This window comes from Streptomyces lasalocidi (assembly GCF_005280215.1).
GTDB classification, from domain to species: Bacteria; Actinomycetota; Actinomycetes; order Streptomycetales; family Streptomycetaceae; genus Streptomyces; species Streptomyces longwoodensis.
The window spans coordinates 4047095-4071161 of record NZ_SZNQ01000001.1 but is presented as its reverse complement, the minus strand read 5'-3'; the positions used below and the strand labels follow the sequence as shown (position 1 = coordinate 4071161).

At 74.3% G+C, this 24067-nt stretch carries 21 protein-coding genes; 9 read left to right on the top strand and 12 right to left on the bottom strand.

Going from position 1 to position 24067, the window contains the following annotated elements; genetic code table 11:
- Nucleotides 1-61 precede the first annotated feature (61 nt).
- Nucleotides 62-3337: an AfsR/SARP family transcriptional regulator gene (locus E4U91_RS18235; protein WP_137307847.1), complete on the top strand. Its 3276-nt coding sequence runs from the start codon at nt 62-64 to the stop codon at nt 3335-3337.
- Nucleotides 3338-3355: 18 nt separating this feature from the next.
- Here E4U91_RS18235 and E4U91_RS18230 read toward each other — a convergent pair whose 3' ends face one another.
- The 6 genes from E4U91_RS18230 to E4U91_RS18205 all read right to left on the bottom strand — a co-directional run bounded on the left by E4U91_RS18230 (nt 3356) and on the right by E4U91_RS18205 (nt 8646).
- On the bottom strand, nt 3356-4117 hold the full coding sequence (locus E4U91_RS18230; protein ID WP_137307846.1) for an ABC transporter permease: 762 nt from the start codon (nt 4115-4117) through the stop codon (nt 3356-3358).
- Complete coding sequence (locus E4U91_RS18225; protein WP_137307845.1) at nt 4114-5052, bottom strand: ATP-binding cassette domain-containing protein; 939 nt, start codon at nt 5050-5052, stop codon at nt 4114-4116. The genes E4U91_RS18230 and E4U91_RS18225 overlap by 4 nt, the downstream gene beginning before the upstream one ends.
- A 37-nt stretch (nt 5053-5089) precedes the next feature.
- A complete protein-coding gene (locus E4U91_RS18220; RefSeq protein WP_137307844.1) occupies nt 5090-5278 on the bottom strand; it encodes a DUF397 domain-containing protein in 189 nt (62 codons plus the stop codon).
- Nucleotides 5247-6086, bottom strand: coding sequence for a helix-turn-helix domain-containing protein (locus tag E4U91_RS18215; protein WP_137307843.1), 840 nt, complete (start codon nt 6084-6086; stop codon nt 5247-5249). Before E4U91_RS18215 ends, E4U91_RS18220 begins: the two co-directional genes overlap by 32 nt.
- A 22-nt stretch (nt 6087-6108) precedes the next feature.
- Nucleotides 6109-7323, bottom strand: coding sequence for a hypothetical protein (locus tag E4U91_RS18210; protein WP_137307842.1), 1215 nt, complete (start codon nt 7321-7323; stop codon nt 6109-6111).
- A 63-nt stretch (nt 7324-7386) separates the two neighbouring features.
- Nucleotides 7387-8646 carry a PP2C family protein-serine/threonine phosphatase gene (locus E4U91_RS18205; RefSeq protein ID WP_137307841.1) on the bottom strand — a complete coding sequence of 420 codons (1260 nt, stop codon included), beginning with the start codon at nt 8644-8646 and terminating at the stop codon, nt 7387-7389.
- Nucleotides 8647-8807: 161 nt separating this feature from the next.
- Between E4U91_RS18205 and E4U91_RS18200 the strand changes: the two genes are divergently transcribed.
- Nucleotides 8808-9248, top strand: a complete 441-nt coding sequence (locus tag E4U91_RS18200; RefSeq protein WP_137307840.1) for a hypothetical protein — start codon at nt 8808-8810, stop codon at nt 9246-9248.
- Nucleotides 9249-9273: 25 nt separating this feature from the next.
- Here the strand turns inward: E4U91_RS18200 and E4U91_RS18195 are convergent, their stop codons facing one another.
- Nucleotides 9274-9831, bottom strand: a complete 558-nt coding sequence (locus E4U91_RS18195; protein ID WP_137307839.1) for a dihydrofolate reductase family protein — start codon at nt 9829-9831, stop codon at nt 9274-9276.
- 56 nt (nt 9832-9887) lie between these two features.
- Nucleotides 9888-10826 carry a sigma-70 family RNA polymerase sigma factor gene (locus tag E4U91_RS18190; protein WP_137307838.1) on the bottom strand — a complete coding sequence of 313 codons (939 nt, stop codon included), beginning with the start codon at nt 10824-10826 and terminating at the stop codon, nt 9888-9890.
- Nucleotides 10827-10953: 127 nt separating this feature from the next.
- On the opposite strand from E4U91_RS18190, the gene E4U91_RS18185 reads away from it, so the two are divergent.
- Nucleotides 10954-11844, top strand: coding sequence for a hypothetical protein (locus E4U91_RS18185; RefSeq protein ID WP_137307837.1), 891 nt, complete (start codon nt 10954-10956; stop codon nt 11842-11844).
- Between the two features lie 435 nt (nt 11845-12279).
- On the opposite strand, the gene E4U91_RS18180 is transcribed toward E4U91_RS18185, so the two are convergent.
- Nucleotides 12280-13788 carry an aminotransferase-like domain-containing protein gene (locus tag E4U91_RS18180; RefSeq protein WP_241678620.1) on the bottom strand — a complete coding sequence of 503 codons (1509 nt, stop codon included), beginning with the start codon at nt 13786-13788 and terminating at the stop codon, nt 12280-12282.
- A gap of 113 nt (nt 13789-13901) precedes the next feature.
- Between E4U91_RS18180 and E4U91_RS18170 the strand changes: the two genes are divergently transcribed.
- On the top strand, nt 13902-14690 hold the full coding sequence (locus E4U91_RS18170) for an alpha/beta fold hydrolase (protein ID WP_137307836.1): 789 nt from the start codon (nt 13902-13904) through the stop codon (nt 14688-14690).
- A 113-nt stretch (nt 14691-14803) separates the two neighbouring features.
- On the opposite strand, the gene E4U91_RS18165 is transcribed toward E4U91_RS18170, so the two are convergent.
- Nucleotides 14804-16858 (bottom strand): PhoX family protein, encoded by a 2055-nt coding sequence (locus E4U91_RS18165; RefSeq protein ID WP_137307835.1) that lies wholly within the window; start codon nt 16856-16858, stop codon nt 14804-14806.
- Nucleotides 16859-17067: 209 nt separating this feature from the next.
- Here E4U91_RS18165 and E4U91_RS18160 point away from each other — a divergent pair, with 209 nt between their 5' ends.
- The 3 genes from E4U91_RS18160 to E4U91_RS18150 all read left to right on the top strand — a co-directional run bounded on the left by E4U91_RS18160 (nt 17068) and on the right by E4U91_RS18150 (nt 21319).
- Nucleotides 17068-18729, top strand: a complete 1662-nt coding sequence (locus E4U91_RS18160) for a VWA domain-containing protein (RefSeq protein WP_137307834.1) — start codon at nt 17068-17070, stop codon at nt 18727-18729.
- Between the two features lie 135 nt (nt 18730-18864).
- Nucleotides 18865-20580, top strand: coding sequence for a methionine--tRNA ligase (metG, locus tag E4U91_RS18155; protein ID WP_137307833.1), 1716 nt, complete (start codon nt 18865-18867; stop codon nt 20578-20580).
- A gap of 55 nt (nt 20581-20635) precedes the next feature.
- Nucleotides 20636-21319 (top strand): nucleotidyl transferase AbiEii/AbiGii toxin family protein, encoded by a 684-nt coding sequence (locus E4U91_RS18150; RefSeq protein ID WP_137307832.1) that lies wholly within the window; start codon nt 20636-20638, stop codon nt 21317-21319.
- On the opposite strand, the gene E4U91_RS18145 is transcribed toward E4U91_RS18150, so the two are convergent.
- On the bottom strand, nt 21316-21516 hold the full coding sequence (locus E4U91_RS18145; protein WP_137307831.1) for a DUF397 domain-containing protein: 201 nt from the start codon (nt 21514-21516) through the stop codon (nt 21316-21318). The two genes, E4U91_RS18150 and E4U91_RS18145, sit on opposite strands and share 4 nt — an antisense overlap.
- Nucleotides 21513-22388: a helix-turn-helix domain-containing protein gene (locus E4U91_RS18140; protein WP_137307830.1), complete on the bottom strand. Its 876-nt coding sequence runs from the start codon at nt 22386-22388 to the stop codon at nt 21513-21515. The genes E4U91_RS18145 and E4U91_RS18140 overlap by 4 nt, the downstream gene beginning before the upstream one ends.
- A gap of 112 nt (nt 22389-22500) precedes the next feature.
- Here E4U91_RS18140 and E4U91_RS18135 point away from each other — a divergent pair, with 112 nt between their 5' ends.
- Nucleotides 22501-23016, top strand: a complete 516-nt coding sequence (locus E4U91_RS18135; protein WP_137307829.1) for an ATP-binding protein — start codon at nt 22501-22503, stop codon at nt 23014-23016.
- Between the two features lie 149 nt (nt 23017-23165).
- On the top strand, nt 23166-24023 hold the full coding sequence (locus E4U91_RS18130; protein WP_137307828.1) for a helix-turn-helix domain-containing protein: 858 nt from the start codon (nt 23166-23168) through the stop codon (nt 24021-24023).
- Nucleotides 24024-24067 lie beyond the last annotated feature (44 nt).

The following is a 24067-nucleotide window of genomic DNA, read 5'->3' as shown; positions in this document are numbered from 1 at the left end:
TGCGTCTCGGGGCACCTCCTTCCGCTCGGGTCGCCGGACCGCGGCGTGTCAGAATCTGCGGGTGTTGATCGGGGTGCTCGGGCCGTTGGTGGTGCGCGGGTCCGCGGGTGGGGCGGTCGAGGTGCCGGGGGCCCGGCTGCGGGGGCTGCTCGTCGCGCTCGCGCTGCGGCCGGGGCAGGTGGTCGCCAAGGGCGCGCTGGTCGACTGGATCTGGGGCGAGCGGCCGCCCGCCGACGCGGTGAACGCCCTGCAACGGCTGGTGTCCCGGTTGCGCAAGCTGCTGCCGGACGGGCTCGTCGAGGGGCGGCCCGACGGCTACCGGCTGGTGGTGGACCCCGAGGCCGTCGACGCCGTCCGCTTCGAACGTCTCCTCGGCGCCGCCCGCTCCCCCGGCGACGACGCCCACGCGCGCGTACGGCTGCTGCGCGAGGCGCTCGACCTGTGGCGGGGCACGGCCCTCCAGGACGTCGGGCTGCGGGACAGCGAGGCGTGCGACGCCGCGGCCGTGCGGCTGGACGCGCTGCGCCTGGCCGCCCAGGAGGAGCGCTACGACGCCGAGCTCGCCCTCGGCCACGGCGCGGAACTGGTTCCCGAACTGACCGACCTGGTGGCCGCGCACCCGGTGCGCGAACGCCTCGTCGCCGCCCTGGTGCGCGCCCTCGCCGCGGCCGGCCGGGACAACGAGGCCCTGCTGGTGTACCAGCGGGCCCGGGAGGCCCTGGCCGACACCCTGGGCGCCGACCCGTCGCCGCAGCTGGCCGCGCTGCACGTCGCCCTGCTGCGGGGCGAGCTGGCGGCACGGCCCGAGGAGCCCGGGCGCGCACACCGGGGCGGGTCCATACCCCGGCACCCGTCCGCACGGCACCCGGAGCAGCCCACCCCCCGCGACCTCCCCCGCACCAACCTCCGCGCCGAACTCACCAGCTTCGTCGGCCGGGACGACGACCTGGCCGCCGTCCGCGCGCTCGTCGCCGGGCACCGGCTCACCACCGTGATCGGTCCGGGCGGCTCGGGCAAGACCCGGCTGGCCACGGAGACCGCGCGGACCCTGCTCGACGGACTGCCCGACGGCGCCTGGCTGGTGGAGCTCGCCGCGACCGCCCCCACCGCGACGGACGGCGACGTGGCCCGGGCCGCGCTCACCGGCCTCGGTCTGCGCGACGCCCTGCTCGGCGGCCCCCCGCACGCGGAGCCGCTGGACCGCCTGGTCGCCGCGGTCCGCGACCGCGAGGCGCTGCTGGTCCTCGACAACTGCGAGCACGTCGTCGAGGCCGCCGCACGCTTCGCCCACCGGCTGCTCGGCGAGTGCCGCCGGCTGCGCATCCTCGCGACGAGCCGCGAACCGCTCGGCATCACCGGCGAGGCCCTGTGGCAGGCCGAGCCGCTGACCCTGCCCCCGGAGGACCCGGACGGCCCGGACGGCGGCGACCCGGACGCCGTCGACGCCTCCCCGGCGGTACGGCTGCTGCGCGACCGCGCCGGGGCGGTGCGCCGGGACCTCACCGCCGACGCCGGCACGCGCGCGGCGCTGGCCCGGATCTGCCGGGCGCTGGACGGCATGCCGCTGGCGATCGAACTGGCCGCGGCCCGGCTGCGCACGATGTCCCCGGAGCAGCTGGCGAGTCGCCTCGACGACCGGTTCCGCCTGCTGACCGGCGGCAGCCGCACCGCGCTGCCCCGGCACCGGACGCTGCGCGCGGTGGTCGACTGGAGCTGGGAGCTGCTGGACGACGCCGAGCGGGCGGTCCTGCGCAGGCTGTCGGTGTTCGCCGGCCCGGCCGCCCTGGACGCGGCGGAACAGGTCTGCGCGGGCGGCCCGGTGGCGGCGGACCAGGTGCTGGAACTGCTCACCGCGCTCACCGAGAAGTCCCTGCTGACCGCCGAGGGCGACGCGGCCCCCCGCTACCGGATGCTCGGCACGATCAAGGAGTACGCCGGGCACCGGCTCGCCGAGGCGGGCGAGGCGGAGCGCACGCGCCGCGCCCACCTGGCCCACTTCACCGAACTCGCCGAGACCGCGGAGCCGCACCTGCGCCGCGCCGGCCAACTCGCCTGGCTGGCCCGGTTGTCGGCCGGGCACGACGACATCGCAGCCGCCCTGCGCGGCGCCCTGGCGGCCGGTGAGTCCCAGGAGGCGATGCGGCTCGCGGCCGGCGCGGGCTGGTACTGGTGGCTCAGCGGCCACAAGGCCGAGGGCGTCGAGCTGCTCACCGCGGCCGCCACCGCGCCGGGCCCGGCGGACGACGAGGTCAGGGCCATGACGTACGCGCTGGTCGTGCTGTTCGTCAGCGGCGGCCGGGGCGACGAGCACCACGCCGAGCGCTGGATCCACGAGGCGTACCGGCTCGCCCGCGGCGGGGGCCGCAGCGACAGCAGCAACAGCGGGAGCCGCTATCCGCTGCTCCGCCTGATCACCCCCCTGGAGCGCCTGCTGCGTGAACCGCACGCGGCGCTGGCCGCGTTCGAGCCGCTGCTCGACGACGAGGACCCCTGGGTGCGCGCGCTGGGCCGCTGGCACTTGGGCAAGATGCGGGTGGCGCTCGGCCGGGGCGGGCCCGAGGCGGAGGCACACCTGGAGGGCGCGGCCGCCGCGTTCCGCGCCCTCGGCGAGCGCTACGGCCTGTCGCTCGCGCTGAGCGAACGGGCGGACCTGGTCGCCGCGCGCGGCGCGTTCGCGGCGGCCTGCGCGCACTACGAGGAGGCGATCGCGGCGGTCACCGAGGTCGGCGCGACCGAGGACGCGATCCGGATGCGGTCGCGCCAGGCGCGGCTGTACCGGCTGCTGGGCGACGGTGACGCCTGCGCGGCCGCCCTCGCCGAGGCCGAACGGCACGCCCGGGGCGTCACCTGGCCGGACGCGCTGATCGACCTGGCGCTGGTGAAGGCGGAACTGGCCCGTGCGGACGGGGACGGCGCCGAGGCGCGCCGCCAGCTCGCGGTCGCGGCGGCCCTGTGGGGCGACGAGGCGGAGCGGGCCGGCGTCCGCGCGGGCACGCACGACCTGCTGGGCTACCTCGCCGAGGACCCGGAGGAGGCCCGCGGGCACCGCGCGGCGGCCTGCGCGGCGGCCGCGGAGGCCGGTCAGCCGCTGGTCGTCGCGCAGGTGCTCGTCGGGGTCGCGGACCTGGCGCTGCGCCGCGGCGACCCCGGCCAGGCCGCGCGGCTGCTCGCGGCGAGCGCGGCGGTACGCGGCCTGCTCGACCGCTCCCACCCGGAAGCGGCCCGCGTGGAGCGGGAGGCACGCGACCGCCTCGGCGACGCGCGGTACGCCGAGACGGCCCGGGAGGGGGAACGGACCCCCTGGCTCGAGCTGGCGGAGGTCACGCTCGCCCCGTGAACGGCGGGCGGCCGCCCGTCACGCGCGCTTCTTGAAGGAGGACACCGCCCACAGGTACCCGACCACGGACAGCCCGGCGCACCAGGCCACCGCCGCGAGCGCGTCACCGCCCGACGGGTGGCCCGCCAGCAGCCCGCGCAGGGTCTCGATGACCGGGGTGAAGGGCTGGTACTCGGCGAACTGCCGCACCCCGGCCCCCATGGTGTCCGCGGGGACGAACGCGCTGCTGAGGAAGGGCAGCATGACCAGCGGCACGCTCGTCAGGCCCGCCGACTCCACGCTCTTCGCGGCGAGCCCCAGCGCGATGGTGAGCCAGCCGGTCGCGAAGCTCAGCAGGATGACGAGTCCGACCACGCCCAGCCAGTCGAGGACGCCCGCCCGCGGGTCGAACCCCATCGCGAACGCCACGCCGACGAGGGCCGCGTTGGCGACCAGGCAGCGCACCGTGGTGACCACGACCTGCCCGGTCAGCACCGCCCCGCGGGAGACGTCCATGACCTTGAAGCGGTTGATGACGCCCTTCGCCATGTCGTCGTGGACGGCCATCGCGGTGGCGCCGAGCCCGTAGGCGACGGCCATCACGAGCATGCCCGGCGTCGCGTAATTGACGTAGGCGCCGCCCACGTCGAACGCGCCGCCGAACACCTTCACGAACAGGAGCATGATCACCACGGGGAACAGCACCGCGTTGAACAGGACCATCGGGTTGCGCCGGGTGTGCGTCAGGTTGCGGCGCAGCATGATCGCGGAGTCGGTCCAGGCCGACGGGACACTGCTCACTTCGCGCTCTCCTCCGCGCTCGGGCGCCCGGTCAGGGCGAGGAAGACGTCGTCGAGGTCCGGCGTGTGCACGGAGAACTCCTGGGCGGCGATCTCGTGTTCGTCGAGCCGGTCCAGCAGGGCCCGCAGCGACTTCACGTTCCCGTCGCCGGGCACCCGCAGGGTCAGTTCCTGGTCGTCGCGCGTGGCCCCGGCCAGCACCCGGGCCGCCGCGTCGAGCGCGTCGCCGTCGGCGAACCGCAGCCGCACGTGGGTGCCGGGGATCTGCCGCTTCAGCTCGTCGGGGGTCCCCTGGGCGACCACGCGGCCCTGGTCGAGCACCGCGATCCGGTCGGCGAGCTGGTCGGCCTCCTCCAGGTACTGGGTGGTGAGGAAGACCGTGGTCCCCTCGGCCACCAGCTCGCGCACGATGCCCCACAGGGTGCGCCGGCTGCGCGGGTCAAGACCGGTCGTGGGCTCGTCGAGGAAGATGATCCGCGGGCCGCCGACCAGCGTCATCGCCAGGTCCAGCTTGCGGCGCATCCCGCCCGAGTACGTCGACACCAGCCGGTCCGCCGACTCCGTCAGGTCGAACCGCTCCAGCAGCCCCCCGAGCACCCGGTCCCGGTCGCGCACCCGCTTCAGGTCCGCCATCAGCCGCAGGTTCTCGCGGCCCGACAGCAGGTCGTCCACCGCGGCGAACTGTCCCGTCACGCCGATCGCCGCACGCACCTCACGGGTGGCGCCGGACACGTCGTGCCCGGCGACCCGTACCGTGCCGGCGTCCGCCGCGACCAGGGTGGTCAGGACGTTCACCGTCGTGGTCTTGCCCGCCCCGTTGGGACCGAGCAGGGAGAAGACCGATCCCTCGGCGACGTCCAGGTCGATGCCGTCGAGCACGACCCTGTCGCCGTACGCCTTGCGCAGTCCCGTGACTGCGATTGCCGAACTCTTCATGCCCCCCAGCGTGTTGGGGAGCCCTGACACGGCACTGTCAGGACGCTGACACGAACCCCACGAACGCGGCGAAGGCCTCCGGCGTGAGCGTGAGGGTGCCGTGGTCGGGGTTCTTGGAGTCGCGGACGGCGACGCGAGTGGGAAGGGCGGCGACTTCGAGGCACTCGCCGCCGGTGTTGCCGCTGTAACTGGACTTACGCCACGCCGGGGTATTGCTGGTGTCCATAGCGTTCCTCCATTACGCGGGTGATCAGTGCCGCCGAATCCTCCACGGAGAGGGCGGACGCCTGCAAGTGAGCGTAACGAAGGGCGGCTTCGCGGACGGTGTCCGGACTGGCCGTCATGTGGCCCGAGATCAAATCCTCGGTGTACACCAAGTCCGGGTGGTCGTCGAAGCGCAGGCTGGTGAACGACCCGATCAGGCTGGCGTGTTCACCCGCCTGGAACGGCAGCACCTGGATGCGGACCCACTTACCGCTGAGGAAGGTCAACAGGTGGGCGAGTTGCTGCCGCATGATTTCGCGGCCCCCGACGGGGCGGTGCAACGCCGCCTCATCGAGGATGATCCACGTCAACGGCGGCTCCTCGCGCGCGAGGATGCGCTGCCGTTCCATGCGCGCGGCCACCAATTCGTCGAGCCGCTCCTGCACACCGGTCGCCAACACCGCGCGGGCATACGCCTCGGTCTGCAGGAGGCCGTAGACCATCTGGGCCTGATACGTGGAGATGTAAGCAGCCTTCGCCTCCAAGTCCGCGAACGCCTGGAACCACGTCGGCAACTGGCTCCGCAGCACCAGCCCCACCAGGCGGGAGAAGAACCCGTCCGTCATCAGCGCCGCGTCCGCCCGTTCGGCGAACTCCCGCGTCGGGACCTTCTTCGCCGTCTCGATCTGGCCGACCAGGGAGCCCGTGCAGAAGATCACGGACCCCAGGTCGGCCAGCCGCATGCCCGCCGCTTCCCGCTTGCGCCGCAGCTCGTAGCCGAAGTAGTCCAACGGCGAGGCGCTCGGGTCGAGTTCACGGATGTTGGCCATGTAGCAGAGCGTAGCCGGACGACTACGCCTGCGTCTGCAAGTCCCGCAACCGTCCCCGTACGTCGTCCAGCGCACCCTCCCGCCGCCCCGGCACCCGGCGCCGCAGCTCGGCGAGGGCGGGGCCGAGCTCGCGGGCGCGGGCGGGGTCGCCGATGCGCCCCCACTGGTGGTGGGCGCGGTCGACGGCGGCCTCCACGGCGGGCGCGTCGGCGGGCTGGCCCGCGGCGAGGCGGGCCTCGGCGACGGTCAGCCAGGTGTGGCAGCTGCGCTCGGCGTCGCCCGCGAACATGGCGAGGTCGGCGCGTACTTCGGCCCAGTGCAGGGCCTGGTCGGACCCGTCGCCGTGGGTGTCGCGTGCCTGCCGCTCCCACTGGGCGGCGAGGTCGTCGGCCTCGCGGTGCCGCCCGTCCTTGACGGCGGCGGAGATGGCGGTGTGCGGATCGGGGGACGCGCCGGGCGCGGACGGCCGGGCGGCGGGAACGGCTGCCGGAGCCCCGGCCGGAACCACCGCACCACCACTGCCCGGTGCGGGTCCCGCGGGCGCGGCCACCGGCTGCTGCCCGGTCCCGGCCGGTACGGGCACCGGCCATTGCTGCTGGGCCGGGACGAGGTGCTGCGGCAGGAGCAGGTCGCCGACCTCCCCGTCCGCGGCCACGCGGGTCACGGCCGCCTGGTGGAGCTGGTCCACCGCCGGACGGCTGCCGCTGCGCAGGATCGTCGCGACCGCCTTCATGTACGTCGGCGCGGCCACCGTCCGCCGGCCCCGGGGCGGCGCGATCCGCCCGTACACGGCGGTCGTGCGCCCGCAGTCGAAGGGGTTGGCGCCGAGCCACTGCCAGGCCTCGGGGTCCGCGTGCAGGTCGGCGACCAGGGTGGTGCTCCCGGGCGGGCGCAGCCGCAGCTCCTCGCGCAGCCAGTGCCAGGGCAGGCCCGTGTAGCGCACGGTGGCGGGCGTGGTGCGGGCGAGCGCGAGGTGCGGCAGCCGCTGGCGCCGGTCCAGCTGGAGCTGGCCGGTGACGAACAGCGTCAGCGGTCCGGGCGCGGTCGCCGCGGCCCGCAGCCGGGTCAGGACGGCCTGTGGCTCCAGGGGATCGGCGAGCTCCACGACGTTCGCCGTGTCGGTCCCCGCGAGCACCGCGGGCGGCACCGCCGCGAGCACGGGCAGCACGGAGGCGGCGTCCACCAGGCGTCCCCGGCCCACGGGCGAGGCCGCCAGCAGCAGCACGGTTCCGGGCATGGTCCCCTCCCCCTTCGATCACGTACGTCAGCACCGTAACCGCTGCGCCTGCAAAGAGGGGCGTCAGGACGGCGAACGTCCCCGTACGGGGGCGTCACGCGCGGTGCGCCGTACCGCGAAGACCGTGGTGTCGTCGGCGAGGTGCCCGCCGCAGTGCCGCAGCGTGCCGTCGCGCACGAACCGCACCAGCCGGGCGGGCTCGGCGAGCCGGGGGTCGCGGGCCACGGCGCGGCCCAGCTCGTCGGCGAGCGGGTAGAAGCAGCCCTGCTCGTCGCGGGCTTCGGTGACCCCGTCGGTGACCATCAGCACCGTCTCCCCGGGGGCGAGCGGCACGCGCCGCACCCGGGGCGGGCCCGGGTCGGCGGTGAGGTCGGCGAGGCCGAGCGGCAGACCGTCGCCCTGCGGGAGGCGGCGCACGGAGCCGTCCGGGCCGACGGCCAGCGGCGCCTCGTGCCCGAAGCCGACCAGGTCGACGTACCCCTCGTCGTCCTCGGGGAAGCCGACCAGGACCGCGGTCGCGAACCGGTCGCCGTCGGACCGGCCGAGCGCCCCGATGTGCGTGCGGTGCCGGCGCATCCGGGTCTCCAGGCGCCGGGCGACGACCGCCAGGTCCGCCTCGTGGTAGCCCGCCTCCCGGAACGTGCCGAGCAGCGCGGCCGCCGCCTCCACCGCGCCGAGCCCCTTGCCCTGCACGTCCCCGACGAGGACCCGGGTGCCGTGCGGGCCGGGCTGGACGTCGTAGAAGTCGCCGCCGACCCGGGCCTCGGCGTCGGCGGCGAGGTACACCGCCGCGTGGTCGAGGCCGCCCCAGGACGGCGGCAGCGGGCGCAGCACGGTGCGGCGCGTGGTGTCGGCGACGTCCATGATGTGCATCAGCCGCTGCTCCCCGCGCACCCGCAGCTCACAGGCCAGCACGGACAGCACGCCGCCCACGGCGACCAGGACGAAGTCGGCGGCCCCGGACTTGTACTGCTCGGCGGCGGCGAAGTCGGTCCCGATGTAGGTGCCGAGCGACAGCACGGAGAAGGCGACCGTCGTCCACACCCCGCACAGCGCGGCGGCGATCGCCGACACGAACACGCACCACGAGACGATCCGGAACCGTCCCGTGGTGTTGAAGTCGACCACCGTGATGGTCACGAGCAGCAGCAGCGGCACCAGCCAGGTGACGCTGTGCCCCCGGAACCGCAGGAGTTGCTGCCGCTGGAGCACGGCCCGGCGCGGGGCCGGGTTCAGGCGCTGCACGACGGCTGTGGCGACGCCCGGCCGGCCCGGGACGTGCGACGGCGCGGGCGGGCGTCCGGCTCGGGCCCTCCGCTTCATGGGCCCAGACAAACACGCCCCGACCGGGCCCGCATCCGCGCCGCCGCCGCCCGAGTTGCCCCCGCTCCGCTGCGGGTGTGCCCTGGAAGCCGGGGCGAGGAGAAGCCAGAGAAGCCAGGAGAAGCCAGGCAGGAGAAGCCAGGAGAGAGAGGAGTGCTCCCATGGCCAACGCCGCACCCACCGCGGGCACGCCCACCGGGATGCACCGGACACCCGACGTCTTCGACGCGAACGTCCACCGGGTCATGGCCGTGGTGACGCCCGTCGCGCTCGGCCTCGTCTACGGCTGGTGGACCGCCGAGATCCGCCGCTCGGGCGGCCCCATCACGGGCTGGAACGTTCTGTTCGGCTTCGTCACGGCCCTCGCGTTCATAGTGCTGTACGTGGCCGTGCGCACCCTGGCCGGGCGCCTGCCCCGCGAACTGCACGCCGCGCTGTGGACGGCGTTCATCGGCTGCGCGTTCGGCTTCATCTACAGCCAGACCGACGCGAGCGTGGGCCGCGCGGTGCTCATGTCGCTCGCGGTCTCGGCGGGCGCGTTCGGGCTGCTCTTCTACCGCTACTACACCCGCGAGGACGCGGCGGGCCACCGCATCCGGTAGCCCCGCCACCCGCCCCGTCACCCCGTCACGCCGCCGTCCTGCGGTACCGCCCCAGGACGGCGGCGCCGGCCCGCTCGGCCGACACGCACTCCAGGTCGGCGTACGGGCCGGTGTCCGGGAAGAGCCGCCGGCCCGCGCCGAGCACGGTGGGGAAGGTCAGCAGCCGGTACTCGTCGACCAGGTCCGCGGCCATCAGCGCACGCACCACGCCGAGGCTCCCGGTGACGACCACGTCGCGCTCCTCGCGCCGCACGGCCTCGACCGGGTGACCGCCGACGATCCCGGAGTTGCCCCATGCCGACGCGTCGGTCAGGGTCCGGGAGACGACCTGCTTGGGAACGGCGTTCATCCGCGCCGCGAAGGGGTCGTCGCGTCCCGGCCAGATCCGCGCGAACAGCTCCCACGTCGTGCGCCCCAGCAGCAGGACCCCCTCGTCGAGGGTGGCGCCCAGCCGGAACTTGTCCCCGGCGACCGCCTCGGGGCCGTGCCGGAAGGCCCAGCCGCCGCCCGGCGTGCCCTGGGAGCCGTCCGGGTCGGACACGAAGCCGTCCAGGGTGATGAACTCGATGACGATGACGCTCATGAGAGGTGTCCCTTCGCTCGGTGCTCACCGGTACGTACCGGCGGCACCGGCCCGGCTCATCGCTCCGGACGGAACGCGTCCCCGCCGGTCCGCGCGGGCAGGCCGAACGCCTCGCCCACCCTCGGGTCGGCGAACACCACGGTGCGGGCGACCCGGCCGCCGGTGACCGTGACCACCTGGAGGGAGTGCAGCCGGTGCCCGCCGCCCGGTTCCGGCGCGTACGCGGCGAGCGCCGGCTGCCCGTTGGCGGTCAGGGGCGTCATCCGCCAGCCCGTGCCGCGCAGGGCGAACACCCGGTCCAGGAACCGGCCGTAGTCGCGGCTGCCGCGGTACCACAGCGGCACCGGCGGCATCTCCAGGACCGCGTCGTCGGTGAGCAGCCGTACCAGCGCGGGGACGTCGGCCGCCTCGAACGCCTGTACGTACCGCTGGACCACCGCGCGCACCTCGGGATCGCCCGGCTCGGCCACCTCGTCCGCGCCGCCCACCTCCGCGACGGCCCCGCGGGCCCGTTGCAGCGCGCTGTTCACGGCCGCGGCCGTCGTCCCCAGCTGCTCGGCGACCTCGGCGGCGGAGAACTGGAGCACCTCCCGCAGCACCAGCACGGCCCGCTGGCGCGGCGGCAGCACCTGGAGCGCCGCCACCAGCGCCAGCCGCAGGTCGGCCCGCACCTCCACGTCGTGGCGCGCGTCCGGGAAGGGCTCCAGCCACGGCACGTCCAGGGCCGGCGCGAGCGGCGCCCCGATGTCCTCGCTCGGCGCGCCCAGGCCGGACGGCAGGGGCCGCCGCGCGCGCCCCTCCAGCGCGGTCAGGCAGGCGTTGGTCGCGATCCGGTACAGCCAGGTCCGCACGGACGCGCGCGTGGCGTCGTACCGGTCGCGGGCCCGCCAGGCGCGCAGCATCGTCTCCTGCACCAGGTCCTCGGCCTCGTGGAAGGAGCCCAGCATGCGGTAGCAGTACGCCACCAACTCGCCCCGGTACGGCTCGAAGTCCACGGGCCCATCATGGCGCACCGGCGACCGGGGAACCCGGCGCGGCAGATGAGCTCCCGGCGCCGGGGCCGCCCACCCGAACGGCCCACGCTCGCTCGCGGCACGCCCTCCGGCGCCGTTGGCTTGAAGGGTGTCGCCCCGTCTGAGGACCGCCTCCTCGGCCGTCCTGATCGCGCTGGCCTGCCTGCTCGTGCCGCTGGGCACGCTGGCGGCCTGGGCGGCGTACGACCTGACGGACACCGACCGCTACGTCACCACGATGGCACCGCTGGCCGCGGACCCGGCGGTGCGGGAGGCCGTCGCGGACTCCGTGGGCGACGGCATCGCCCAGGAGATCGGCGTGAACCGGGTCTTCGCCGAGGACGCGGCCCGCTCCTTCACCGCCACCCCCGCCTTCCGCGCCGCCTGGGACGCGGGCAACCAGGCCGCGCACGCGGCGGTGATGACGGCCCTGCACGACGACACCCGCGCCGGACCCGTGACCGTCGACCTGGCCACGGTCACCACCCCGCTCAAACGCCGCCTCACCGAGGACCACGCCCCGTTCGCCGCCCGCCTCCCGGTCGAGCACCGGCCCGTCGCGGTCCTGCCGCCGGGGGAGCTGGCGGCCCTGAGGAAGGGCTACCACGTGCTGCACACCGCCGGATTCTGGCTGCCGCTCGCGGCCGTGCTCTGCGGCGTCGCCGGGATCACCGTCGCCGCGTGCCGCCGCCGCGCCGTCACCGCGACCGCGCTGGGCACCGCGCTGGGCGGGGCGTTCCTGGGCCTCGCGGTGGCCATCGGGCGCCGCCTCACCCTGGACGACCTGCGCGACCCGGCCCACCGCCCGGCCGCAGCCGCCGTCTACGACGCCCTCACCGCGACCCTGCGCACCGCGTCGTGGCTGCTGCTCGTCCTCGGCCTCACGGCGGCCGCCATCACCTGGCTCACCCGCCGGGCAACCCTCCGCGTCCGCCGCCGCCGAGCCCCCACACCACCCGTCCCGGGCTCCCCAACGGAACCAAGAAGAGCCCGAGCCTGACGAGGCGCGGCGTGCGGCGCGGGTCGACGGCGAGGGCGTCGTAGACGGCGGCGGCGTGCGCGGCCCCGGCGGGGGCCTCCCCAACGCCCGTTCCAGGGCCCACGCGGCGGAGCCGAGGCGAGGCCGAACCTGACGGCGTCCGGTGTCCGGGTCGACGGCGAGGGCGGCGCCCGGGGTCACGGCGCCGCCGTGCGCGGCCCCGGCGGCGGGCGTCCGCAGCGCCCGTCCCAGGGCACCCGCGCGGCGGAGCCGAGGCGAGGCCGAACCTGACGACGCCCGGCGCGCGGTGCCGTCCTCGGCCTGCCGACGGCCACCGTCACCCGGCTCACCCGCCGGACGGGCCCGCCCGGGCGACGGTGGCGAGGGTCCGCGGCGCCCTGACGCCCCCGGCGTGCGGTACCGTCCCTGGTCTGCCGACGGCCACCGTCACCCGGCTCACCCGCCGGGCGGCCCCGCGCGGGCGACGGCGGCCAGGGTTCGCAGCGCTCGTGCCAGGGTTCGTGGCGGAGCCGAGGCTAGGCCGAGTCTGACGGCGTCCGGTGTGCGGTGCGGGTCGACGGCGAAGGCGGTGCCCGGCGTGACGGCGATGCCGTGCGCGGCCGCGGCGGCGGTGAAGGTGTCGGCCCGCCAGGGCGCGGGCAGCTCCCACCAGGCGACGTAGGCGCCGGGGTCGCTGCGCACGCGCAGCCCGTCCAGGTGCTCGCGCACCAGCTCCTGCCGCCGCCGCGCGTCCTCGCGCTTGGCCGCGACCAGCCGCTCCACCGTCCCGTCCCCGAGCCAGCGCACCGCCGCCTCCAGCGCGAACCTCCCCGCGCTCCACCCGCCGGACCGCACGGCGGCGGCGACCGTCTCCACCCGCTCCGGCGGGACCACGAGGAACCCGACGGTCAGACCCGGCGCGACCCGCTTGGACAGCCCGTCCACGACGTGCGCGAGGCCGGGCAGGTGCGCGGCGAGCGGCACGGCCCCGGGCCGCAGGAAGGACCAGATCCGGTCCTCCACGACCGGCAGCCCCAGGTCGCCGATCACCGCGGCGAGTTCGGTCAGCCGTCGCTCGCCCGTGGCGCGCGAGGTCGGGTTGTGCAGCGCCGGCTGGAGGTACAGGGCGGACAGCGCGCCCGAGCGGTGCGCGGCGGCCAGGGCGTCCGGCCGCATCCCCTCCTCGTCCCCGGCGACCGGCACCAGCCGCACCCCCAGCCGCCCGGCGATCTCCTTGACCAGCGGATACGTCAGCTCGTCCACCCCGACCCGCCCCCCGGCCGGCACGAGCGAGCCGAGCGCGGCGGCGATGGCCTGCCGCGCGTTCCCGGTGAACACCACTTGCCCTGGATGGGGCCGCCAGCCGCCCGGGGCGGGGCGTGCGCCGCGCCCGGCGTCCGGGCAGGAGCACACGCCGGGGACCGCGCCCGGCGACGGGCAGGCCCCGCCCCCGGGCTCCGGGCCGGAGCGAACGCGGCGCCCGGCGTCCGGGGAGGAGCACGCGCCACCTCCCGCGCCCCCTCCGGCACCCGCACCCGGAACCGCGAGCAGCGCCGCCACGGCCTCGCGGGCGGCCTTCGTGCCCGTCGCCGGGGCCGGGCGCAGGGCCTCGGTGAGGACGTCGGGGCGCAGCAGCGGGGCGAGCGCGGGGGCCAGCAGCTCCGACTGGCCGGGCACCGAGGGGTAGTTGAGCTCCAGGTTCACCACGTCGCGCGGCCCGCCGCCCTCCACCAGCGCCCGCCCCGCCGGCGCCTCGGGCGCGGCCCGCACGAACGTCCCCCGTCCGACCTCGCCCACGACCAGCCCGCGCCGCACGAGTTCGCCGTAGACCCGCCCGGCGGTGGAGGGCGCGATGCGGTGGCGCCGGGCGAACAGCCGCTGCGGTGGCAGTTGTTGCCCCGGCAGCAGCCGCCCGTCCCGGATGTCACCGGCGATCCGCTCGACGATGCGCCGATAGGACTCCACGCCCGGCCCCCTCACCCTCGCCCCCGCCCACACCCACACCCGCGTCCCCGGCATTGCACCGAGGGCAAAGACGATATTGCACCGAGGAGTTGGCCGCACCTAGGGTCGCTCCCATGACCCCCTTCCTCGCATACGAGGACAAAGGCGCGGATTCCCCCCGGCTTCCCCTTGTCCTGATCCACGGCCACCCCTTCGACCGCACGATGTGGGCCCCGCAGGTGGCCGCGTTCGCGGCGGAACGCCGGGTCGTGGCGCCCGACCTGCGCGGCTACGGCGCGTCCCCGGTCACCCCCGGCCGCACCCCGCTGTCCCGCTTCGCGGAGGACGTCGAGGACCTGCTCGACGCCCTGGGCGTGGACCGCTTCGTCCTGGCCGGCCTGTCCATGGGCGGCCAGATCGCCCTGGAGTGCTACGCCCGCTTCGGCGACCGCGTCCGGGGCCTGGTCCTCGCGGACACCTCGGCGGCGCCCGAGACGAGCGCCGGGAAGGCGGCCCGCGCCGCCATGGCCGACCGGCTGCTCGCCGAGGGTCTGCGCGGCTACGCCGACGAGGTCCTGGAGAAGATGGTCGCCCCGTACGCCGACCCCGAGGTCAAGGCCCACGTCCACCGCATGATGACGGCCACCTCCCCCGAGGGCGCCGCCGCGGCCCTGCGCGGCCGGGCCGAACGCCCCGACTACCGCCCCCTGCTGGCCGAGGTCACCGTCCCGGCACTGGTGGTCGTCGGCGAGGACGACACGTACACCCCGGTCGCCGAGGCCCGCTCCCTGCACGCCGCGCTCCCCGACGCGACCCTCGCGGTGATCCCCCGTACCGCGCACCTGCCGAACCTGGAGTCCCCGGCGGCCTTCGACGAGGCCCTGGCCGCGTTCCTCGCGCGCGTGGAGGCAGCGGACCGGTGACGGGTGCGGCGGGGACCACGGCCCCCGCCGCACGGACGACGTCACACGGACGACGTCACACGGACGACGTCACACGGACGACGTCACACGCGCGACGTCACACGGGAGACGCCTCAGACGCCGACGTCCCGCCCGTCCGCCCGCCACACCGCGACGACCGCGGGACGCACGATCCGGCCGGGCCCGTCGGGCCAGGTGCTCGCGGGCTTCTCCACGGACGCGCCGTCGATCTCGCCCGGGTGCTGCACGGCGACCAGGACGCGCCGGTCCTGCACGATCGGGCCGCAGGTCTCGGCGCCGGTCGGCACGGTCAGGAACTGCTTGAGCTCACCGCGCCGCTCGCCGCGCGTGGCCACACCGAACAGGCCGTCGTGGGAGCCGAGCTGGTTGCCGTCGGTGGAGATCCACAGGTTGCCGTGCGGGTCGAAGGCCACGTTGTCCGGGCAGGAAATGGGGCTGACCTGGTCCTTCGGGAATCCGGCGAAGTAGGTCGCCGGGTCGTCCGGGTCGCCGGCGACCAGGAACAGCGACCAGGCGAAGGTCAGGGACTCCGGCCGGTTGCGGCGCTCGGTCAGCTCCAGGATGTGCCCGTGCTTGTTGGCGGTGCGCGGGTTGGCCTCGTCCGCCTTGGCGTTGGCCCCGACCCCGCGGTTGCTGTTGTTGGTGAGGACGACGTACACCTTGCCGGAGACCGGGTTGGGCTGGATGTCCTCGGGCCGGTCCATCTTGGTGGCGCCGACCTTGTCACCGGCGAGGCGGGTGAAGACGAACACCTCGTCGGCGGTCATGCCCTCGACGTGCGAGACGGCGCCGTCGGCGGTGGCGGTGGCCAGCGGGATCCACGCACCGCTGCCGTCGAACTCGCCGTCGGCGGGCAGCTTGCCCGACCCGTCGATGTCGGCGGCCGGGGAGTCACCGGTGAGCCGGGCGACGTACAGGGTGCCCTCGTCGAGCAGCGAGAGGTTGTGCTCGCGCACGGCGCGGCCCGACCCCTTCTTCATGCGCTTGCTGCTCACGAACTTGTAGAAGTAGTCGAACCGCTCGTCGTCACCGGAGTACACGACGGGCCGCCCGTCGGCGGTCAGCCGCACGGTGGCGGCCTCGTGCTTGAACCGCCCGAGCGCGGTGTGCTTGCGCGGCGTGGACGACGGGTCGTACGGGTCGAACTCGACGACGTACCCGAACCGGTGCACCTCGTTGGGCTCCTGGGCGACGTCGAACCGCTTGTCGAAACGCTCCCACTTGCGCTCGGTGGCGCCGGTGCCGATGCCGTACCGCTTGTCGGTGGGGCGGCTGCTGTTGGCGAAGTACTGGTTGAAGTTCTCCTCGCCGTGCAGGGTCGTGCCCCACGGGGTGGTGCCGCCGGAGCAGTTGTTCAGCGTGCCGAGCACCTTGGTGCCGGTCGGGTCGGCGGAGGTCTTCAGCAGGTCCGACCCGGCGGCGGGCCCGGTGAGCCGGAACTCGGTGGTCGCGGTGACCCGCCGGTTGAGGTGGTGGCGCGGCACGGGGGTGAGCTTGCCGGTACGGCGGTCCTCCTCCACCACGACGGCGGACAGACCGTGCGCCGCCCAGGCGACCTCGACCTGCTGCCGGGTGGGGTCGGCGGCGTCGTAGCCGCGGAACATCAGCACCTCGTCGGTGTACTCGTGGTTGGCGACGAGGAGCTGCCGGTCGCACTCGCCCGGCAGGGGCAGCAGCGCGAGGAAGTCGTTGTTGTACCCGAACTGACCGGCCTGGGCGGCGGCGGTCTGGCGCTCGGGGTCGAAGGCGGGGGCACCGCGCAGGATGGGCTCGCCCCAGCGGATGACGACGTTCTGCCGGTACCCGTCCGGTACGACGACGGCGTCGGTGGTGTTGGGCGCGACGGCGTCGAAACGGAGCCCGCGCGCACCGTCGCCCTTCCGGGCCGGTGCGGCGGAGGCAGCGGGAGCCCCCACGGTCCCCGCCACGGTGCCGGCGGCGGTCGCCACGGTCACGACGGCGGCGGCGCGCATCATCGAACGGCGGCTGAGCGCGCCGGATATGACGTCACCGACGTAGGCGTTGTCGCTGGTGTTGGGGACCTCGTGGAAGCAGGCGTCACCACACCGGAAGCGACAGGTCATGGCGGAACGCCCGCCGGGATGGGCCGCGGACGGCGTCCCGATGATCGGCAGCAGCTTGCGCACTTTGCTCTCCCCTTGCGTGCCCTTGGTATGGACGTGACGCTAGGGGCGCGTCCGAGCGGGGGCGCGGCGCGGCGGTGAACGACGGGTGAATCCCGGGCAGCGGCACGGTTCCTGAGGCCAGGGGGCGGTATTGACACCGACCGCCGCTAACCTTACGTGTCCGTCCTGGCCAGGGATCGACGGCTCACCTCACGCGAAGGGTTGCGCACATGGGCATTCTCACTCTCCTGCGAAACGCGTTCAGCAGGTCACGCAAGGACCGGGGCGCCCAGCCGGAGGATGCGTCCCCTTCCCAGGAGGCAACCCCGACGGCACCGGTCGCGGCCCCCTCGGAGCAGACGCCGGTCGCGGACCCCCCGAAGCAGGCGACGACGTCGGACCCGCCGAAGACGGCGACGATCCCGGAGCCCCGCACGGCGGCGGACGACGAACACGAGCTGGTGGCAGCAGCCTTCGACAACGTCACGGTCCCCAAGCAGGAGTCTCCGACGGCGGAACGGGAGCCCGAGGAGCAGGTGACCGAGGAGAAGCCGGCCACAGCGGAGCCCAGAGGCGAGGAAGAGACCAAGGCCGAGAAGCGCCCGGCTGAGGAGCCGGTGACGGAGGAGCGCCCGGCTGAGGAGCCGGCCGCGGCGGAGCCCAAGGCCGAGGAAGAGCCGGCCGCCGAGGCGGAGCCCGAGGCCGAGGAAAAGGACCAGGCTGAGCACGAGCCCGCCGAGGAGCCGGTCGCGGCGGAGCCGCAGGTGGAGGAGAAGGCCGAGGCCCAGGACGAGCCGCCCGCCGCGACGGAGCCGGCGGAGGACCCGATAGCCGAGGAGCCGAAGGCCGAGGCACAGCCCGAGACCGAGGAGCCCGTCGCTGAGAAGCCGGTGCCCGACGAGCCCGAGGCGGCAGAGCCGAAGACCGAGGAGCCGGTCGCGGCGGAGCCGGAGGCCGAGACGCCGGAGGCCGTCGAGGACGAGCCGACGTCGGACGAGCCCGGGGCCGCCGACGGCGAGGACGCCCCGCAGGGGCCACCCGCACCCGACGACGAAACCAGCACGGGTGGTGCGGGTGGGAACAAGACCGAGGCCGAAGGCGAAGCCGAGGCCGAGCCGCAGCCGGACGAGCCCGGGGCCGCCGACGGCGAGGACGCCCCGCAGGGGCCACCCGCACCCGACGACGAAACCGGCACGGGTGGTGCGGGTGGGAACAAGACCGAGGCCGAAGGCGAAGCCGAGGCCGAGGTACCCGAGCCCCAGAACCCCGTCGCCCACGCCCTCGCCAAGCTCAACAGACAGCACACCCCCGCCAAGATCTACCTCGTCCTCGACCGCTCCGCGAGCATGCGCCCGTACTACAAGGACGGCTCCGCCCAGGCCCTCGCCGACCAGACCCTCGCCCTCGCCGAGCACCTGGACCCCGCCGACACCCCCACCGTCCACGTCGTCTTCTTCTCGACGGAGGTCGACGGCACCACCGACCTCACGCCCACCGACCCCGACCGCGCCACGAAGATCGACGACGTGCACGCCTCCCTCGGCCGCATGGGCCGCACCAGCTACCACGCCGCCGTCGACGCAGTCCTCACGCACCACGAGGCGCAGCACAAGAAGTCCAAGGGCCCCAAGCCCAACGCCCTGGTGATCTTCCAGACGGACGGCGCGCCCGACGCGAAGACCCCCGCCACCCAGGCCCTCACGGACGCCGCGAAGAAGCACCCGGAGGTGTTCTTCTCCTTCGTCGCGTTCGGCGAGCACGACAACAAGGCGTTCGACTACCTCCGCAAGCTGAAGACGGACAACGTGTCGTTCTTCCACGCGGGCCCCACCCCCCGCGAACTGACGGACGCCGAGCTCTACGAGGGCGTCCTCACGAACTGGCGCCCGTAAACACCTGTAAGCGCCCGCAGGAAAACGCACCCAGGCCGCCCGCTTCCCACCCCGTAAAACGGCAAGCGGGCGGCCGACCCATGTCGGCTACCATTTCCAGGTTCGTAAAACAACCCGACCTGGGAGCAGCCCCCGATGGCTCGACACCTCATCACCAGCGCCCTTCCGTACATCAACGGGATCAAGCACCTGGGCAACATGGTGGGGTCCATGCTCCCGGCGGACGTGTACTCCCGCTACCTCCGCCAGCGCGGCCACGACGTCCTCTACATCTGCGCGACGGACGAGCACGGCACCCCCGCCGAGCTGGCCGCCCAGGAGCAGGGCCTGCCGGTGGCGGAGTTCTGCGCCCAGGCCCACGAGCAGCAGAAGGCGATCTACGACGGGTTCAGCCTGGCGTTCGACTACTTCGGCCGCAGCTCCTCCCCGCAGAACCACGAGATCACCCAGGAGATCGCCCGCGAGCTGAAGGCGAACGGCTTCATCGAGGAGCGGGCGATCCGCCAGGTCTACTCGGTGACCGACGGCCGTTTCCTCCCGGACCGCTACATCATCGGCACCTGCCCCCACTGCGGCTACGACAAGGCCCGCGGCGACCAGTGCGAGAACTGCACCCGCGTCCTGGACCCGACGGACCTGATCGAGCCGCGTTCGGCGATCAGCGGCAGCAGCGACCTGGAGGTCCGCGAGACCAAGCACCTCTTCCTCCTCCAGTCGACGCTGGCCGGCGAGGTCGAGGCCTGGGTGGACGAGCGCGCCGACGACTGGCCGGTGCTGGCCTCCTCGATCGCCCGCAAGTGGCTGACGGAGGGCCTGCACGACCGGGCGATCACCCGTGACCTGGACTGGGGCGTCCCGGTCCCCGCGGACACCTGGCCGGACCTGGCGGCCGAGGGCAAGGTCTTCTACGTGTGGTTCGACGCCCCGATCGAGTACATCGGCGCGACGAAGGAGTGGGCGGACCAGGACCCGGAGAACCGCGACTGGCGCTCGTGGTGGTGGGAGTCCGACACGGACGTCCACTACACGCAGTTCATGGGCAAGGACAACGTCCCCTTCCACAGCGTGATGTTCCCGGCGACCCTGCTGGGCACCCGTGCCGCGTGGAAGAAGGTCGACGTCATCAAGGCCTTCAACTGGCTGAACTACTACGGCGGCAAGTTCTCCACCTCGCAGCGCCGGGGCGTGTTCACGCACGACGCGCTCGAGATCCTGCCCGCCGACTACTGGCGCTACTTCATGATGGCCAACGCCCCGGAGTCGGACGACTCGTCGTTCACCTGGGAGCACTTCACGGCCACGGTGAACAAGGACCTCGCCGACACCCTCGGCAACTTCGTCAACCGCGTCCTGTCCTTCTCCCGCAAGCGCTTCGGCGACGCCGTACCCGAGGGCGGCGAGCCGGGCGAGGCGGAGGCGAAGCTCGGCGCGGAGATCGCCCGGCTGCTCGCGGAGTACGAGGAGCAGATGGAGGCCCTCCAGTTCCGCAAGGCGGCGGCGGCGCTGCGCGCCCTGTGGTCGGCCGGCAACTCCTACCTGGAGGAGAAGGCCCCCTGGCTGGAGATCAAGACGAACAAGGACGGCGCGGCCCTCACGCTGCGCACGGCGATGAACCTCATCCACCTGTACGCGGTGGTCTCCGAGCCGTTCATCCCGACCACGTCGGCCGCGATGCGCGCCGCGTTCACGCTGGCGGACGACACCGCGCGCTGGGTCACCGCGGACGAGGCGCAGTCGCTGACGGCGCTCCCGGCCGGTACGCCGTTCACGGTCCCGCCGGTGCTGTTCGCGAAGCTGACGGACGAGGACCTGGAGGGCTACAAGGAGCGCTTCGGCGGCCAGGACGCCTGAGCGCGCAGCGCGTAACCAGCGGGGTGTGGACGCGGACCGCTACGCTCCACACCCCGTGAACGTTCCCGCACCCCACGCACGCCTCCTCGCGGACGTCGGCGCCGCCGGCCTGTCCCACCCGCTGGCCCTGGCCGGCGGCCACGCCCTGGAGGCCCACGGCCTGATCGAGCGCCCGCACGCCAACGTCGACCTGGCCACGGAGGGCCCGGAGCCGATGGAGGAGGTCGCCGCCGCCGTCGAGCGGGCGCTGACCGACCGGGGCCACGAGGTGGCCGTCCGCTCCCTGACCCCGCTGTCGGCGCAGCTCACGGTCACGGACCCGGAAACGGGGGAGACGAGCGAGCTGTCCCTCCACAAGGAGGCCCTGCGGCACCCGCTCGCCGACAGCGACCTCGGGCCGGTACTGGCCCTGGAGGACACGGTGGGCACCAAGATCCGCGCCCTCTACGACCGGGGCGCCGCCGTCGACCTGATCGACGCCCGCGCGGCCGCCGCCCGCTTCGGCTTCCCCGACCTGGAGGAACTGGGCCGCCGCCACGCCCGCGACGCCTTCGACCTGCCCACCCTCCAGTCCCGCCTCACGGGCTCGGACTACTACCCGGACAGCGCGTTCACGGCGTACGGCCTGGACGCCTCCTCCATCCCCGAGCTGCGGGCCTGGGCCCAGCAGTGGTCCGACGACATCGCGGAACGCTTGCTGGAGGAGGGCGCGTCCCCGGACGCGGACCCGGAGCCCTAACGCCCGGCGGCGAGCACCAGGAAGTCGGCCCAGGCCTGCGGCGCGAGGGCGAGCCGGGGGCTGGTGTCGCGGTACTTGGAGTCACGGACGTGGATGGTGCCGGGGGTGTGCGCGACCTCTACGCAGGAGTCACCGTCAGGGCCACTGCTGTAACTGCTCTTGAACCACGTCAGCTCAACGGTGTCCTTGCGGTTCATGTCTCTCCCAGCAGGTGCTCGATCAGCGCCAGCGACTCCCGGGGCGGGAGGGCCTGAGCCCGGATGGTGCCATACCGCAGTTCGAGGATGCGCAGGTGCTTGGGATCGTGGATCGGCCGACCGTTGAAGGCGCCGTCGGAGCGCCCCACAGCGGCTCCGTCCTCGAACTTCAGCAACTCGATCCTGCCGCTCATGCCGGGGTGGGGCGCACTGTCCATCGGCATCACCTGGAGGGAGACGCTCCTCAACCTCCCCACCTCCAGCAAGCGTTCGAATTGCTGCCGCCGGACCATTGTGCCTCCAACCCTGCGGCGGAGCGTTGCCTCTTCCAGGACGAAGCTCAACGCGGGCGCCGGGGAACGTTCGTAGACGGCCTGCCGTGCCGCACGAGCGGCCACTCGACGCTCCAGGTCCTCCGGTGTGTAGGCAGGCAGCCACGACTCCAGCAGCGCCCTGGTGTACTCCGGCGTCTGCAACAGACCCGGGATGTTGCTGCACTCATACACACCGATCTCAACGGCGCGCGCCTCCATGTCCGCCAGATCCCGCACCTTCTTCGGGTAGCGGACCTTGGCCACGTCCTCCTTCATCGCTGCGAGCAGCCCGCCCGCGTCGAGCACCTCGTCCGCCCTGTCCAGGAACTCGGACCGGGGGATGCGCTTCCCGCTCTCGATCTTGTAGACGAGGTCCTCGCCGTACCCCACGGCCCGGCCGAACTCGCCGGCCCGCATGCCGACGGCCTCGCGCCGCAGCTTCACCTGCCGCCCCACGGTGGCGACGACGGCCACGCCCCACTCGTCGTCCGGGTCGACCTCCCACCCGGGCTCGTCGGCCTCGGTCCTCAGACGCCGGACCTCACCGTCCACCGACATGCGCGTTCTCCCCCCGACAGGCCCGGACACCGCCGGACAACGACCGGACAGTCACCGTACGCAAGCACGGTGTCACTCCCCACGGTAGGCGCATCCGGCCACGCTGAGTGACGTGATCCAGAACTTCAGCGTCCTGCTGTCCCCGACCCCGCGCGGCGCCCGTCTCGCCCGCCTGCTGGCCACCGAGCAACTGCGCAGCTGGGGACTGCCCTTGGACCCGGCGCGGCTCATCGTGGCCGAGCTGGCGAACAACGCCGCCACCCACGGCCGCGTACCGGGCCGCAACTTCCGGCTCCTGCTGTACGTGGTCGGCGGGACCCTCCGCATCGAGGTGACGGACACGCGCGGTGACCGGCTCCCGCACCGCCGACCCGCCGACGAGGGGGCCGAAGGCGGCCGGGGCCTGGCGCTGGTGGCCGCGCTGGCCGACCGCTGGGGGGTCGTCCCGGGCCTGCCGCCCCGCAAGACGGTGTGGGCCGAAGTCACCCACCCAGCAAGGCAGTCACCGGAACCTGAGCCCCCACGCGCCGGTCGGACCTGCGCTCCCCAAGAACAACCCACCGGGGAAAAGGCACCCCACCAAACCCCACCCCTCCCTCCCGCCGGACAACGTCACCCCGGCGAGTGAATATGCCCAACTGAGCTGGATTTGCACCCGGTTGCGTGCCCTACGCTCAGCGCCAGCAGCACACGACAACACCAGACATGCGACGGCCCTCGCCGGGACTGCCATCCCAGTGCGAGGGCCTGACCACCGAGGAAGGAAACAGCTTCCCGATGGACACCGAAAACCGTAGCGCGACCACCCCCGCCGAGTCCCGTGTCCCGGCGAAAAACCACCCCGCCGGGTACCGTCCGGCCGGCGTCGTCCACGAACACGTCCGCCACACCGAAAACTTCACGGTGATCGGCAACGACCTGGCGCAGCACCCGGAGCTGTCCCTGCTCGCCATCGGACTGGCCTGCCACATCCAGTCGGTGCGCCCGGGCACGGCCGTCGACATCAAGACCCTCGCGGCCCGCTTCCCCGAGGGCCCGACCCGGATCGCGGCGGCGCTGCGCGAGCTGGAGAAGCACGGGTACCTGCGCCGATGCCGCGAGCGCACCGCGACGGGCCGGATCGTCACCCGCACGGTGTCCTGCAACCGCCCGGGTCACCGGGCCGCCGCGCGCGAGGCGACCCCCCGCAGGCCCGCCCGGCGCACGACCCCCGACGAACCGGCCCCCCGTAAGCGCCTCCCCGCCGTCCCGCAGCCCGCGTACCCGGCCCCCGCCCTCCTCCGCACGGCTGTCGACGTCCTGGCGGGCCTGCGCCGCCACGACCCCCGCCTGCTGCTGTCGGCGACCGACGCGGAACACCTGGCCCCCGGGGTCGCCGCCTGGCTGGAGCGGGACCTCACCCCCACGGCCGTGCGCCAGGCCCTGACCGCGAACCTCCCGCAGGAGCCCCTGACCCGCCCGGCCGCCCTCCTGGCCCACCGCCTGACGGCCCACCTCCCCCCCCCCCCCCCGTTCACCCCTCGCCCCACCCCCCGCCACCCGTTCCAGACCTGCGACGGCTGCGACCGCCCGTTCCGCGCCCCAACCCCCGGCCGCTGCCGCGACTGCCGCCCTGCTCTTCCGGAGGCCGCCTAGCATGGACGTGACGATCCTTGCCCCTGGGCACGAACGACGAGGAG

Excerpts from the sequence above, each read along its gene's own strand:
- E4U91_RS18220 (WP_137307844.1), bottom strand. The coding sequence starts at position 5,278 with ATGGACACCAGCAATACCCCGGCGTGGCGTAAGTCCAGTTACAGCGGC.
- E4U91_RS18225 (WP_137307845.1), bottom strand. The coding sequence starts at position 5,052 with ATGAAGAGTTCGGCAATCGCAGTCACGGGACTGCGCAAGGCGTACGGC.
- E4U91_RS18160 (WP_137307834.1), top strand. The coding sequence starts at position 17,068 with ATGGGCATTCTCACTCTCCTGCGAAACGCGTTCAGCAGGTCACGCAAG.
- E4U91_RS18205 (WP_137307841.1), bottom strand. The coding sequence starts at position 8,646 with ATGAAGCGGAGGGCCCGAGCCGGACGCCCGCCCGCGCCGTCGCACGTC.
- E4U91_RS18145 (WP_137307831.1), bottom strand. The coding sequence starts at position 21,516 with ATGAACCGCAAGGACACCGTTGAGCTGACGTGGTTCAAGAGCAGTTAC.
- E4U91_RS18200 (WP_137307840.1), top strand. The coding sequence starts at position 8,808 with ATGGCCAACGCCGCACCCACCGCGGGCACGCCCACCGGGATGCACCGG.
- E4U91_RS18215 (WP_137307843.1), bottom strand. The coding sequence starts at position 6,086 with ATGGCCAACATCCGTGAACTCGACCCGAGCGCCTCGCCGTTGGACTAC.
- E4U91_RS18170 (WP_137307836.1), top strand. The coding sequence starts at position 13,902 with ATGACCCCCTTCCTCGCATACGAGGACAAAGGCGCGGATTCCCCCCGG.
- E4U91_RS18210 (WP_137307842.1), bottom strand. The coding sequence starts at position 7,323 with ATGCCCGGAACCGTGCTGCTGCTGGCGGCCTCGCCCGTGGGCCGGGGA.
- E4U91_RS18130 (WP_137307828.1), top strand. The coding sequence starts at position 23,166 with ATGGACACCGAAAACCGTAGCGCGACCACCCCCGCCGAGTCCCGTGTC.
- E4U91_RS18140 (WP_137307830.1), bottom strand. The coding sequence starts at position 22,388 with ATGTCGGTGGACGGTGAGGTCCGGCGTCTGAGGACCGAGGCCGACGAG.
- E4U91_RS18195 (WP_137307839.1), bottom strand. The coding sequence starts at position 9,831 with ATGAGCGTCATCGTCATCGAGTTCATCACCCTGGACGGCTTCGTGTCC.
- metG (WP_137307833.1), top strand. The coding sequence starts at position 18,865 with ATGGCTCGACACCTCATCACCAGCGCCCTTCCGTACATCAACGGGATC.